12 protein-coding genes and 1 tRNA gene are annotated in these 13,692 nt (G+C 61.7%); 3 read left to right on the top strand and 10 right to left on the bottom strand.

The features are described from left to right. The first annotated feature begins 12 nt into the window (after positions 1–12). A complete protein-coding gene (gene rsmA / locus AC0MRV_RS18570; RefSeq protein ID WP_472766009.1) occupies positions 13–846 on the top strand; it encodes a 16S rRNA (adenine(1518)-N(6)/adenine(1519)-N(6))-dimethyltransferase RsmA in 834 nt (277 codons plus the stop codon). A 37-nt stretch (positions 847–883) separates the two neighbouring features. Further along, positions 884–1,579, top strand: a complete 696-nt coding sequence (locus AC0MRV_RS18565; RefSeq protein WP_472766008.1) for a hypothetical protein — start codon at positions 884–886, stop codon at positions 1,577–1,579. A gap of 45 nt (positions 1,580–1,624) precedes the next feature. Here AC0MRV_RS18565 and AC0MRV_RS18560 read toward each other — a convergent pair whose 3' ends face one another. The 7 genes from AC0MRV_RS18560 to AC0MRV_RS18530 form a co-directional block, all read right to left on the bottom strand. Further along, positions 1,625–2,314: a hypothetical protein gene (locus AC0MRV_RS18560; protein WP_472766007.1), complete on the bottom strand. Its 690-nt coding sequence runs from the start codon at positions 2,312–2,314 to the stop codon at positions 1,625–1,627. A gap of 121 nt (positions 2,315–2,435) precedes the next feature. Continuing rightward, the gene (locus tag AC0MRV_RS18555; RefSeq protein WP_472766006.1) at positions 2,436–5,654 is read right to left on the bottom strand and encodes a hypothetical protein; all 3,219 of its coding nucleotides are present in this window, start codon (positions 5,652–5,654) and stop codon (positions 2,436–2,438) included. 119 nt (positions 5,655–5,773) lie between these two features. Beyond that, positions 5,774–6,631, bottom strand: a complete 858-nt coding sequence (hemC, locus tag AC0MRV_RS18550; protein ID WP_472766005.1) for a hydroxymethylbilane synthase — start codon at positions 6,629–6,631, stop codon at positions 5,774–5,776. Between the two features lie 138 nt (positions 6,632–6,769). Further along, on the bottom strand, positions 6,770–7,795 hold the full coding sequence (gene ilvC, locus AC0MRV_RS18545; RefSeq protein ID WP_472766004.1) for a ketol-acid reductoisomerase: 1,026 nt from the start codon (positions 7,793–7,795) through the stop codon (positions 6,770–6,772). A 37-nt stretch (positions 7,796–7,832) separates the two neighbouring features. Next, positions 7,833–8,303, bottom strand: coding sequence for an acetolactate synthase small subunit (gene ilvN, locus AC0MRV_RS18540; protein ID WP_472766003.1), 471 nt, complete (start codon positions 8,301–8,303; stop codon positions 7,833–7,835). 82 nt (positions 8,304–8,385) lie between these two features. Continuing rightward, positions 8,386–8,462, bottom strand: a tRNA-Val gene (locus AC0MRV_RS18535). A gap of 87 nt (positions 8,463–8,549) precedes the next feature. Next, positions 8,550–9,617 carry an aspartate-semialdehyde dehydrogenase gene (locus tag AC0MRV_RS18530; RefSeq protein WP_472766002.1) on the bottom strand — a complete coding sequence of 356 codons (1,068 nt, stop codon included), beginning with the start codon at positions 9,615–9,617 and terminating at the stop codon, positions 8,550–8,552. On the opposite strand from AC0MRV_RS18530, the gene AC0MRV_RS18525 reads away from it, so the two are divergent. Then, positions 9,616–10,128, top strand: a complete 513-nt coding sequence (locus AC0MRV_RS18525; RefSeq protein WP_472766001.1) for a L,D-transpeptidase family protein — start codon at positions 9,616–9,618, stop codon at positions 10,126–10,128. The two genes, AC0MRV_RS18530 and AC0MRV_RS18525, sit on opposite strands and share 2 nt — an antisense overlap. An 18-nt stretch (positions 10,129–10,146) precedes the next feature. Here the strand turns inward: AC0MRV_RS18525 and AC0MRV_RS18520 are convergent, their stop codons facing one another. The 3 genes from AC0MRV_RS18520 to AC0MRV_RS18510 form a co-directional block, all read right to left on the bottom strand. Beyond that, positions 10,147–10,803: a hypothetical protein gene (locus AC0MRV_RS18520; RefSeq protein WP_472766000.1), complete on the bottom strand. Its 657-nt coding sequence runs from the start codon at positions 10,801–10,803 to the stop codon at positions 10,147–10,149. 19 nt (positions 10,804–10,822) lie between these two features. After that, complete coding sequence (locus AC0MRV_RS18515) at positions 10,823–11,290, bottom strand: hypothetical protein (RefSeq protein WP_472765999.1); 468 nt, start codon at positions 11,288–11,290, stop codon at positions 10,823–10,825. A gap of 93 nt (positions 11,291–11,383) precedes the next feature. Beyond that, the gene (locus AC0MRV_RS18510; protein ID WP_472765998.1) at positions 11,384–13,651 is read right to left on the bottom strand and encodes a heavy metal translocating P-type ATPase; all 2,268 of its coding nucleotides are present in this window, start codon (positions 13,649–13,651) and stop codon (positions 11,384–11,386) included. Positions 13,652–13,692 lie beyond the last annotated feature (41 nt).

The raw sequence follows: 13,692 nt of genomic DNA, 5'->3' as shown, positions 1-13,692 counted from the left end.
TTAGATGCAGTTATGTCGCTGACCCCCTCCACCACCCGTGACCGCCTGGCTCGCCTGGGGCACCACCCGAAACGCGCTCTCGGGCAAAACTTTCTGGTGGATGCCAACATCGTTCGAAAGTCCGTCGAGCTGGGACGAGTGGCACAGCGAGAGGTTGTCGTCGAGGTCGGTCCAGGACTTGGCACGCTTACCCAGGAACTGCTCGATCACGGGGCGCAGGTCTGGGCGGTGGAGCGCGACGCGCGTTTGGCGACCTTCCTGCGTGATGAATTTTCGGGGCCGATCACTTCCGCTCAGCTCAACCTCCTGGAGGGCGACGCCATGGACCACCCACGCGCTGGTCTGCCCCCGGCCCTTGCCGCCGCCGGATTCAAAGTCGTCGCCAATCTTCCCTACGCGATTTCAACACCGTGGTTGGACGCGATGTTGGAGGACCCGCTCCCGACCCGCATGGTGCTTATGTTGCAGTGGGAGGCGGCTCAACGCTACATGGCTCAGCCCGGCACCAAACAATTCGGCGGCATTTCCATCTTCCTCCAAGCTGCGTTCGATATCGCTCCGGGCCACAAGGTTCCGGCGTCCTGCTTCCATCCCCGGCCAGACGTGGATTCCTACTTACTGCATGTCGTGCGGAAGACCTCCCCTTTCCTGTTCAGCTCCGCGCAACGCCAATTGATCCGCCGTTGCTTTCAACAGCGCCGCAAGCAGATCGCCGCCCTGTTGCGCGGACGCTTGGCTGACGATGGCCAAGCTTGGATTGCGTCGTTGAGCCAGTGGAGTCTCGACGGAAAAGCGCGCCCGGAAGCAATTCCAGTCGCGGCCTGGCGCACCCTGCCGACGGCTTGAAATCGGCACCGATTTGAGGTCACTATTGGTCATGCGCGTGACGCGACTTCTTTCGCACCTGTCCCTTGCGGGGGCGCTGGCGGTGACCCACTTCGTTTCCGCCCAGCAAACCGGGTTTCTCTACGGGTCCATTGCCGACAATCGCTACGAAGCACCGAGCGGGGAATACTCACTCAAATTGCCGGCCCAAATCGGATTGGCGGGTGAAGTGGTCGACACCCCCGAGGTCGTCACGCTGCAGGATCACGTGCGACTCCACGCCAGTGTCGCCTGTTTTGGTCTGGATATTGGGTTGAAGCGTCGCGATGAGACTCTCGGCCGGCGCGATTTTTTGGTCGGGTTCTTCCGGGAGCACGTGCAGCCGCAATTTTCCCAGCGCTTCGCGGGGGCTAAGATCGAGAGCGCCCGCTTCACGCCCGAACTCCTTCATGGCGCGCTCTTCGTCTTCAACTTGCTGCCAGGTGGTTCCATGTTTGGTGAGCGCGTGGTCACGCTGCCCGATGGATCCCCACCCGTGGCCAAACGAGGCAACCTGCTCTTTCTGCACAACAATCATATCTACGTTCTGAGCATCGAACTGGCGGAGAAGGTTCTCGATCCCGCCGGTTTCGAGTTGGACGAAGAGGCGCAGAACAGGGTTCTCCAGGAGCGCTTGCTCGAACTGGTCGGGCGAATGGATTTCCGTCAACCCCTGCCGCTGCCCGAACTCGACTCGCCGGATCGTTTGGGGTGAGCGGGTTGGTGCGGCGGGCACGTTGGTTCCCCGCCAGCTTGCCCGTCATTTGCGATCTACGGGCATTGTGAACTGGAGCACCAGCTTGGCGGAGCCCCCGGCCATATGCTTGAGCAAGGCATTGAGGAAAATCAATACGCCCCCCATCTCCATCGACTCCTCCAGGGCGGTCCAAATGTTGTAAGGCAGGGTGTCGAGCAGATCATTTTCCAGAAAAGGCTCGGTCAGCAGTTCCACGCCAACCGCACCGCCCAGATAAATCGCGCCGCCAATCACAAACCAAATGGCGGTGCGGCGCGGAAGCTTCAGCAGAAACCGGAGGAACATCAAACCAACCAAGGCCCCCACAATCCCTCCGGGAACGGCCCACGAGAAATCAGTCACGCTGTTCAGCGTTTCGTGCATTCCCGCAATTTCATCCACCGAAAGAAACAGGAACCCACCGGCCAGTCCTTTCCACGGCAACAAGCCCTGCTCGTGGGCACTTGATTTCCCCCAGGCATGAACCGCCAGGCACGCCGCCGTCACAAACAGGGCCGTGGCTGAATACCAAGTCGGGAAACTGTCTTCTTCATCCACATCGAAGATCTGCCGGACCAGCCAAGGCAACTCCCGCACCTCATAGTGGATGAATGTAAGGACAACATGGATACCCACCAAAACACCGACCGTCGTCCACAGCGTTTTGAGCAAGGTGACACGGGACAGGCTCAAGGAAATGGGCGCGGACGACATGGGGGCAATGGACTGGGTGAAATGATGACGGCGGTGCGCGACGGAGCAGATTGCGCTGAAGAGCCGATACAAAAAGGGACTCCCTTTCGAGAGTCCCTTTGAAAATCAAAGCCGGGTGAATTTAGCCCCACCAACCGAACCAGCCCCACGAGCTGCCGCTCGACTGGCCGGGTTTGCCCGACTTTCCGGATTTGGAAGATTGGTGCGAGGACTTGCCGCCGGAGTCGGAGCCGCCACAGCTATGACCGCGCTTGCCCTTCTTGCTGCATTGTCCCCACCAGTTGTAATCACAGCTGTCGCCGCGCTTGTCGGACTTACCGTAACGGTCGGACTTACCCGACTTCGACGACTGGTCGGACTTGCCCGACTTGCCAGACTGTTCGTCCTTGCCGGATTTACCCGACTTGCCGGAGTCACCGCAATCATGGCCGCGGTCGCCCTGCTTCTTGCAGTGGCCCCACCAGTTGTATTCGCAGTTGTCGTTCTTGCCGGACTTACCGGACTTACCCGACTTGCTGGAGTGGTCGGACTTGCCGGATTTGCTCGACTTGCCGCCACCACAATCGTGGCCGCGGTCGCCCTTCTTCTTGCAGTGCCCCCACCAGTCGTAGTCGCAGTTGTCGCCCTTACCGGACTTGCCCGAATGGCCCGACTTGCCTGACTTATCCGAATAGCCCGACTTGCCTGACTTGCAGGACTGGCCCGACTTACCCGACTTACCGGATTTGCCCGACTTCCCGGACTTGTCCGATTTGCAGCCGCAATCCGCCGCGGTGGTGAAGAGCTTGGACGAAAGCAGATTCATGTCGGCTGAACCGACCGCTTTGGGGCGATAGACCTCAACGCGATAAGTGTGATCGCCTTCGGCAGTGCTGAAGGACGCCGAATAGACGACCCCGTCGATCGTATAAGTATCATCGCCGGCGGAAGCGCCGTAGGTGAAATACCATTCTTCGCCGGTGTCTTCGTCGACGACGACCACGACGACTTCCTGGTCCGTGACCGAACTGCAATCATCGCAGTGCAGAGTGAATTCCAAGACCGCATCGTCGCCGCCGCAGAACACCTTGCCGCGAGCAATGTCGCCCTTCCAGGCCACCGAGGTCGGGCAGTTGTCGTCGCCGCCCGGATCAGACTTCTCCGTGACAGTAACGGTGATGGAATCAGTCGCGGACTTATTTTGGTCGCTGATACCTGTGACCGAGATATCGTAGTTCGCGGTTTCGGACGAAGTGATCGTGGCGCTACCGGTAACGACTGCCTGCCCCAAACCGCTGTGGGTCGGAACGACCGGCTGGCCATTGATCGTCACAATCAGATCCTCGATCGTGCCGTAAGAAACCGAGGTCTCGAAGGTGAAGGTGATTTCCGTCGGTGCATCGCTTTCGAAGCGAGTGACCTCAAGCCCGTCATCAGGCGTGAGAATGGTCGCGACGGGATCCGGGTAGGTGCCCACCACGGTGAAGCTGTTGCTGGTCGCCGCGAAACCATACGCCGTCTCACTGCGGGCAGTGATCGTGTAGGTGCCGGGGGCATTCAGCACGAGCGTATCGGTGCCAGTGGCCGAGACGGTGCCCATGCCGGCAAGAACCGGGGTCAGCGTCTGCGGGCCGTTCGGTGTGCTGAGGGACGCGATCAACTCGTCGATCGTGCCAAAGTCGGTATCGGTCGTGATGCTCACCGGCACCGTCGCGCCAGGGCCGCCGAACTCAAAGGTGAAGACGTCGCCGTCTGCCGGAGTATCAATCGAAATCACTGGCGGTTCCGCCGTCAGCTCGACCACGGAGAGCGTGATGCTGTCGGTCGCCGTGCCGCCTTCGCTGACCACGGTGACTTCGATGGTGAAGCTATCGGCAATCGAGGTCGTGATCGTGCCGGAACCGTTGATCGAACCCGTCAAAACGCCGAAGGATTCAAATTCGAAGTCGGCCGGCTGCCCCTCGCCGTCGAGCACGGTCACGGAAACGCTCTCAATCGCACCATAGGCGACACCGCCTTCGTAGGTGAACGAAATCACCGAGGCAGGGTCACCTTGAATACGCGTGAAAGTCGCGCCATTGTTTGGGCTGGTGATGGTGACTTCCGGCTCAGGCAAAAGTCCCTGCACCTGGAAGGTCGCCGAAGCCGTATCCGTCCCGTGGGGAGTGGAGGTCGTCGCGTAGAGCGTGTAGGTGCCTTCCGGCAGCACTTCGCTCCCCGTGCCATAGGCGTCGAGCTCACCGATCGTCCATCCCGTGAGGGTCACCGGAACGGAGCCGTCGCGAGTCAGCGTGAGGGTTTGAATGCCCTCCACTGCTCCGCCGTCCGCAAAGGTCGTGGCGTTCACCAGGTATGGGATCGTCGCGCCGGTCTCGACGCCAAGGGTGTAGGTGTAAACCTGCACACTCGGGGGAAGCGGATTGACGATGGAGAGCTCCGGGGGAGCCACCACGCGAAGGATTTCAAAATCCGTGGAGGTCGTCGCCTCGCCGATACTGTTGGTGGCGGTCGCAGACACCGTGTAGATGCCCGCCTGCGTGTAACCCAATGAGGCCAAGCCAGTGGCGAGCGTGGTGTTCAGGTCGGAGTAAGTGATTTCGTTGGTGCCGAGCGTCCCGCGATCGCTTACGGAAACCGTGAGGTCCGTGACCTCGTAGCCATCGGTGGCCGCGCCGGTCACTTCGATCGGAACGATGACCGGGCTGCCACCCACGATGTAGGTGAATTGCTCTCCGTCACCGGGAGAGGCGATGCCCACCGTCGGCGGCTCGCCCGAGATCGGGTTGTTGATGAAGACATTGATGTAGGTCGCGTCGTTGAGCACGGTGCCCACGCCGCCCGGGAGGGCCGCCTCACCCGGGAATCCTTCAAATCGCAGGCCATAGGCATAGTCGCCAGCCACCGCGTCGGAGGGACCGCGGAAAAAGATACCGATAGCCCGCTTCAGGTTGGTGGACGAAAAGCTAAGGTCGTTCGGCGAAGCGCCCTCACCTTGGATCCAAGCCGTCACCTCTGCCTCGTCCCGGTTCTTGCCGGTGTTGATCCAGCTGGGCGGGAGGACGGAATTGTCCGGCAGTTGAATGACTTCCAGGTAACTCAACGCGGTTGCATCATCGACGCCGTCCGGGGCACTGATCACCCGCCACACCAAGTTCGGCTGCACGACAGTCTGGAGACCGGAGGGCGCAGTGACCGTCACCGAGTGAAACCAGAACAGCGGCGCATCACCCTCCACCGTTTGGTCGTTCGGGGTGTAGCCTACGGTCGGGTCACGACCAGCTGCGGATGCGTTGTGCACAGCACACAGCGAGAGGGCGACCGAGAGGAGGCCGGCGATGAGTGCGTTTCGTCGATGTTTCATAAGCGTTCGGGAGCTTTTGCGAATAAAGCGCATTTGGTAACCAGAAGTCTAGGTGAATCTCCCTAGACATGCGCCTTTTTAAGTCCAAACGGGTCTACTAATTCAAGGTAGGAAACTACTTAATCGCAGATCCCAAAGTGCCGCAATTGCTTAGCTGCGGTTTGCTCGGGAGAAAAAAGTTCACTTTCGCTGAGCGGAAGGCTCCTCAACCCCACCGATTCGTGGAAAAACCAAAGGGAATCAGCCGTCACATGAACCCCCAGTGCCGTGTGACATCCCCCACCCAGCCGATTCTGAAACGCTCTTTCCAAGGTCACACGAGCATGTGTGGTCGGGTCGAAGCATGATGCCCAATCTCCGCCCTCTCCTCTGCGACATTGCACGGCGATGGCGGCCTGGGCCACCGCCGGCACCATGGTTTCAACCCCCAGCACGCGAAACTCCAGCCCCGGCCATTCGCCAATCCCCAGTCGCGCAAGACCGGCGGCGGCCAGGACCGTCGCATCGGCGACGCCATCCTGGGCAATCTTCCGTAAACGCGTATCCACGTTGCCCCGGATTTCGCAGTATTCCACGTCCGGATACAGCATCTCCAGCTGGAGACGACGGCGGGGGCTGCTCGTGGCAATCGTCCTCGGGCGATCCACCCCTTCGCGAATGATCAGAACATCCCGCGGATCCGCCCGAGGCAAATACCCCGCAATGGCCAGACCCTCCGGTTGGTCACCCGGCAGGTCCTTGGCGCTGTGCACCGCGAGGTCTGCGCGGCCATCCAACAAGGCCTGTTCAAGTTCCTTGGTGAACAGACCTTTGCCGCCCCGCTTCTCCAGTGACCATGCCGTTTGTTTGTCCCCGGTGGTGACCATTTGCAGGAGCTCGATCTCGACCCCCAAGGCCGCATGCAGGCTCGCCGCGACCATATTGGTCTGAGCAAGCGCCAGAGGACTTTTGCGAGTGGCGATGGTGAGTTTCGACATGGACAAGGTGGGTCTGGGTTCGCGGGCGAACCTTCAACACAACACGCCCACGCCGCGCAGCAAGAGCAACCTGCTCCCTTGGCTGAGCCAAAAAAAGCGCGGCCGGAGCCGCGCTGGGAGAACTGAATTCGCCGAAGCTTAGTAGCTGGCAGCGACGCCCTTGATGTTCTTCTTGGCCATCCACGGCATCATGCCGCGCAGGCGGGCGCCCGTCTTCTCGATCGGGTGCTTTTCGCCGGCCTTGAGCAACTTGTTGTAGTTCTTGAGGCCGCCCTTGTGCTCCTTGACCCACTCCTTGGTGAACTTGCCGGTCTGAATCTCCTTCAGGATCTTCTTCATCTCGGTCTTGGTCTTGGCGTTGATGACACGCGGACCGCGGGTGATGTCACCATACTTCGCGGTCTCGGAAATCGAGAAGCGCATGCCGGCGATACCGGACTCATACATGAGGTCGCAAATGAGCTTCAGCTCGTGCAAGCACTCAAAGTAAGCCATCTCCGGCTGGTAACCGGCCTCGACGAGGGTTTCGAAACCGGCCTGCACCAGCGCGCTGGCGCCACCGCAGAGCACGGCCTGCTCACCGAAGAGGTCCGTTTCGGTTTCCTCCTTGAAGGTCGTCTCGAGCACCCCGGCGCGGGTGGAACCGATGCCCTTGGCCCAAGCGAGGGCGGTCTTCTTGGCCTTGCGGGACTTGTTCTGGGCGACGGCGATGAGCGCCGGCATGCCCTTGCCCTCTTGATAGAGGCGGCGAACCATGTGGCCCGGGCCCTTCGGCGCGACCATGATGCAGTCGACGTCTTCCGGCAGTTTGATCAGGTCGAAGTGAACGGCGAGACCGTGCGAGAAGAGCAGCGTCTTGCCCTTGGTCAGGTTCGGCGCGATGTCCTGCTCGTAGATCTCAGCCTGCTTCATGTCCGGCAAGCCGACCATGATGACGTCGGCCTGACGCACGGCTTCAGCCGTCTCGACGACCTTGAAGCCCTGTTTCTTGGCCACGGCGGCGGACTTGGAGCCTTTATAGAGGCCGATGATGACGTTTACGCCGGAGTCCTTCAGGTTGAGGGCGTGGGCATGGCCTTGGGAGCCATAGCCGAGCACGGCGATCGTCTTGTCTTTAAAGAGGCTGAGGTCGCCGTCTTTGTCGGTGTATACTTTGGCGGGCATGGTTTGGTATTTGGGAATTGGTGGGGGTTCGGGAGGGTCAGCGGGTCAACGCGAGTTGCCCGGTGCGGGCCAGCTCGGAGATGCCGAAGGGTTCAAGTAGATTGAGGAACGCGGCGACTTTGCCTTCGTCGCCGGTAAGCTCGATGATGACCTCATCGGCGGAGACATTGACGATCTTAGCGCGGAAGATGTCGCAGATCTGCAGGATTTCCGAACGCGACTTCGCGTCGGCCTGGACTTTCACCAGCAGCAGCTCACGCGTCACGGCCTGACCGCTGTCGAAGTCGGTGACGTCGACGACATTGATGAGCTTGCGGAGCTGCTTGATCGCGAGATCGAGGGCGGAATCGTCCCCTTTCAATACCACCGTGATGCGAGACAGGGCCGCGTCGTGGGTCGGCGCGACGTTAAGGGAGTCGATGTTAAAGCCGCGGCCGGAAAACATGCCGGCAACACGCGCCAAAACACCGAACTTGTTCTCAACGAGGACAGAGATCGTGTGTCGCATGGTGATGGGTGGTGAGGTTTGTGGAGGAAAAATCGAAGCTGGGGCCCTGGTCCGGTCCGGCGGTTCGGAGAACCTGCCGCACTGGTGGACGCCGAGGGACTCGAACCCCCGACCCTCTCGGTGTAAACGAGATGCTCTAACCAACTGAGCTAGGCGTCCGGGCCGAAGGATGAACTAAGCGGTGCAGGCTACCCCCTGACAAGGGTTATTTGCGGGACCGTTTCAGCGTTGGTGGTGGATAAAAAGTTAAACGCCGGCCTTGGCCTTCAACCACCCGCGTTCGACCATGAGTTCGGCGTTCTGCACCGCGTTCAGGGCGGCGCCTTTCCAGAGGTTGTCGCCGCTCACCCAGAACGAAAGCGCGTTGTCGAAGGCGGTGTCGATGCGCAGGCGCCCCACCCCGCACTTCACCTTCTCGGCAAAGTCCAAGGGGGTCGGAAACTTCCGCTCGCTCGGTTCATCGACAAGTTCCGCGCCCGGGAAGGCGGCAATGGCCGCGCGGGCCTTGGCCAGATCGACCGGACGTTCAAATTCCGCGCATACCGAAATCGAGTGGGCACGCTCCACCGGCACGCGGACGCAGGTGGCTGAAACCTTGAGGTCGGGCAGGCCCATGATTTTGCGGGACTCCTGCGCCATCTTCGTCTCCTCGCCCGTGTAACCGTCCTCGCCAAACGTATCCACTTGGGGGATGCAATTGTAGGCGATCTGGTAAGGCGCGTAGACCTTCTTTTTGACCGGATCGCCATGCACCAGGGCCAGGAGTTGGTTTTCCAACTCCTTCACCGCTTCGGCACCTGAACCGGAAACCGACTGATAGGTCGAAACAATGATCCGCTTCACGCCAAAGGCCTGATGCAGCGGCCAGAGCCCCATCAGCATCACCGCGGTCGAGCAGTTGGGATTGGCAATGATGCCTTGGTGCGAAGTGAGGCCCTCGGGATTGATCTCCGGGATCACCAACGGAACGTCATCGCGCATGCGCAGAGCCGAGCTCTTGTCGATCACGAGGCAACCGGCCGCCACGGCGTCATCCGCCAAGGCACGCGTCACCCCGCCGCCGGCAGCGAAAAAGGCCACATCGACATCGGCGAATACACCGGGTTTGGCCTCCTCGATGACGATCTTCTGTTCCCCGACCTGCAAGGTCTTGCCGGCCGAACGGGCCGAGGCAAAGAGTCGCAAACGCGACAGGGGGAAGTTTCGCTCGTGCATTAGCCGCACCAGCTCTTGACCGACGGCACCTGAGGCACCGACGATTCCGACTACGTAGCTCTGATTATTCAAGATGGAGTCTCCTTGGGAACTAGCCATGCAAAGTGCCGACGCCCTCGGCATCAAGCCCGCAGAACGTTTGCTTCACGTGAGCATTAACGACCAAACGCTGTGCCTCTACCAGGGGCCGGAGCTGGTGAAAACCTACGTCGTTTCGACCAGTCTCCGGCCGCCTTCCAATCAACGGGACTCCCTGGGCACGCCGTGCGGTCTGCATGCGATCGCGGAGCGAATCGGTGCGGGCCAGCCGCCCGGCATGGTGTTCAAGGGCCGCGTTGCCACCGGTCATCATTACCAGGAACTCAGTGCGGCCGAAAACGAGGCCAACCTCATCACGGCGCGCATTTTGTGGCTGCGAGGTCTCGAACCCGGCACCAATCAAGGTGGCAACGTCGATTCCTACGAACGCTACATCTACATCCACGGCACCAATCACGAGGACCGCATCGGACGTCCGGCCAGCGGCGGTTGCGTGCAGCTGCGGAACCTGGAAATGGTCGAGCTCTACGAACGGGTGCGCGCCGGGGATTGGGTGAACATCGTCAAGTAGGAAGCCGCGACCGGCACACTACCGGGAATCGTCCTCACGTCGTTCATACCAAGCGCCCTCACGGCGCACCTCGGATTCAGCCCGTTTGATCGTTTCTTTCTCGGTTTGGTTGGTCAGCGAAACATACGCGCCCCGCTCACCGTGCACGATTTTCACGAAATCGCCTTCCTGGAAATAGCCGTGCTTGGCGTCTTGGGTGACGGTGACGACCTTCCCTTCCTCCAGGCGGATAAGGATCTCCTGCCCCTTCTGTCGGGTCATGATCTCCTCGATTTTCCCGCCAGCCACGGCACCGACAACGGTGGCGCCGGCGGTCTTCACCAGCGCGCCGGTCGTGGCACGTTTCGGCACCGTGGCGGCGGCGCCGACAAGCCCCCCGCCCAAGGCGCCTGCTCCCGTGCGTCGTCCATCTATGATCACCGGGGCTGACTGCACGACTCGACCGAATTCAACTTTCTTGGCCCCCCGGCCATCCCACCCCTCGGCGATGGCGCCCTGCGCGACGGAGTTGGAAACGGGCGCGACCTCGGCCACCAGCGGCGGTGGATTGTGTGCCGAAGGGGACGACGAGGCACCGGTGCTCTCGCAACCGGCGGCGAACAGGATGCTGATGCCCAAACAAACAAACGGCAACCAGTCCGAGCGCGCCTGCGCGACGGTGGAGTAAGGTTTCATGGTCCGATGGACTCGTGTCTTAAAGCGCCAGCCGCACCGACGCTTCGCCGTTGTGACTGTGGTTGACCTGGACCCGATCGCCCTCGCGGTAGAGACCGTCATCAGCTTCCTGAATGATCACGACCGTGCTTCCGCTATCGAGCACGATGGTCAGCTCCTGACCTTGCTTTCGCGTGGCGACTTCCTCGATCGCTTGCCCAGCCACCGCCCCCACGACTGCGGCCGCGGCCTGCACGACGTAATCGCCCGTCCCAGCGCCGCCGCCGGGGAAGGCCGCTGCGCCGCCGACCGCCGCACCACCCGACAAACCGAGCAGCGTCTTTTCTCCATCGATCACCACGGGCCTCACCTGAACGACTCGGCCGAGGTCCACATTGTGCATCACGCCTACCTGAGAGCGGGCAACCGTGCGAGATTTCGAGGGAAACGTGCACCCGGCCGACAGAACAAGGGTCAGGCACGCCAGGCTCACTGCGATCTGTTTCATGGGTTTCCTTTGGGTAAGAAAAGCTATCGGTTGAGTGGCCAGCTCAGCGCTTTTGTTCCGCTTTCAGCCCCCAAAGACAAGACCCGATCGGGCCTAGCCCGAATTTCGACCGAATAGTAGTCGCAGCGAATTGAGGCAAACCACCACGGTGCTGCCCTCGTGGGCGGCGACGCCCACGCCCAGCGGCACGACCCCGATGATCGACGCCAGGGCCATCAACACGACCACGGTCAATGAAATCGCCAGGTTCTGTCGGATCACGGCCTTGGCCCGCCGACTCAAGCGCAGCGCCGAGAGCACGTTTTCAATGCGGTCCTCCATCAGGATCACCTCAGCCTGTTCGAGGGCCGCGTCGCTTCCCCTCGCGCCCATCGCGACGCTCACGTCAGCCGCGGCCAGACTTGGGGCGTCATTCACCCCATCCCCCACCATCGCGACCCGCCGGCCGTTGGCCTTCAACTCGCCAATGGCCGCGACCTTGTCCTCGGGCGAAAGCCCGGCGCGGGTTTCGGTGATACCGAGCTGGGCAGCGACTTGTTCGGCCGTCTGCCGACGGTCTCCCGTCAGCATGACCGACTTCAGCCCGAGGCGATGCAGCTTGGCCAAAACCTCGGCCGACTGCTCCCGAATCTCGTCCCGCAACAACACCCGCCCGACCAGCGTATCGCTGATCACCCACACCTCCGCCAGTTCCGGCGCCGCCGGCGGCAGGTCCCCCGCCCACTTTGCCAGCGGCCCCGTATCCAAAAGTTCGCGACGCCCCAGCAGCACCTTGCTGTCACCCAGCCGCCCCCGCACACCCTGTCCGGTGATCGAACTGAATTCCGCGACCTCGCGCTCCGCGACACCGCGCGCCCGGGCGTCCCGCACGATGGCGCGGGCAATCGGATGCTGGGAATTGGCCTCCAACGCCAACGCCAACTCCATCACCTCCTGCTCCCTGCCAGCCGGCAGACTTTCGTAGCCCACCACCGTAAGTTCACCGGTCGTGAGCGTTCCCGTCTTATCCAGTGCGATCGTCTGCACTTCCGCCAGTTTCTCAATCGCGGCGCCGCCGCGAAACAGCACGCCGTGACGGGCCCCCCACGCGATCGCCGCGAGCACGGCCGACGGAATCGAGAGCACCAGCGCACAAGGGCTCATCACCACGAGCAGGGTCATCGCCCGGTAAAACGCCGAGGTGACGTCCGGGGTATTGACGAAGGCATTGAGCCCGAATCCGAGCCACCACACCAGGAACATCACCGCACAGATGCCGAGGACCAACAAGGTGTAGGTGCCGCCAAATTTGTCGGTGAATCGCTCGCTCGGCGCCCGCAGCTTCTGCGCGGTCTGAATGAGCCGAATGATCTTCTGTAAGGTGCTCTCGGCGGGAAGTCGCTCGACTTCAAACACCACCGCCCCCCACAGGTTCAGGGTGCCGCTGAAGACCGCATCTCCCGTCGACTTGTCGACCGGCACCGATTCACCGGTCAGCGTCGATTCATCGCTCGCGCTCTGGCCCGAAACCACGCGACCGTCGGCGGGATAGGCGCCACCAGGCTTCACCCGCACGCGATCGCCAATCACCAGGGACTCGACCGGAACGTCGGTTTCTTTGCCTTGCGCGTCCACCCGGAGGGCATGCTTCGGCGCACTTTTCAGCAACGCGTCCACCTCACGGTGCGTGCGATCCATCGCAAAGGCTTCCATCGCCCCCGACGCCGAGAAGAGGAACAACAACAGCACCGCTTCCTCCCAAGCGCCGATCGCGACGGCTCCCACTGCGACCGCGAGCATGAGAAAATGGATGTCCAATTTTCGGCGCCGAAGGTTCTCCCACGAGTCCACCGCCGCGTCCCAGCCCCCGGCCACCAGCGCGATTCCTGCCAAGATCAAAACCACCGGCGCCGGTATCGCCCCCGATTGCTCGCTCAACCAAGCCGCCAAGCCGAAGACGCCACAAGCCGCCGCCAAGCCGCCCAACACCCGCCAGTCGTGGTCGTCGTGATCGTGCTCCCCGTGATCATGATCGTGGTCGGGCGCTTCGCTTTCATCCGGCCACGCAAACTCCCGCCAGGTCCAAAACTTGGGCGCCGTCGCGCAAGTGGGCGCCGACATTTCCGTGCGCCCCGCCTCGGTCTGCCAGTGATATGCCGCGGGCAAGGCCGACGCCGACCTACCTTCCCCCCACCGCTGCTCCAGCGCCTCCATCACCGCCCGCAAATTTTCCTGCAGGACCGCCTCGTCGACGCCACCCAGCGTCGCCACCGCGACCTTGCGCGCCTCCCGATCCACTCGCACGGCCTCCACTCCCGGAGTCGATTGCAAAAACGTGACCAGCGCCTGTGCCCATCCCGGTGACTGCTCGTCTTGCTTCATGCTGCACAGCCTCCGGAATTTCCGCGACCGGGCAAATCACA

This window comes from Actomonas spartinae, from assembly GCF_051209155.1.
In the GTDB taxonomy this organism is placed as follows: Bacteria; Verrucomicrobiota; Verrucomicrobiia; order Opitutales; family Opitutaceae; genus Actomonas.
This window is presented reverse-complemented; position numbering and strand designations above follow the sequence as displayed.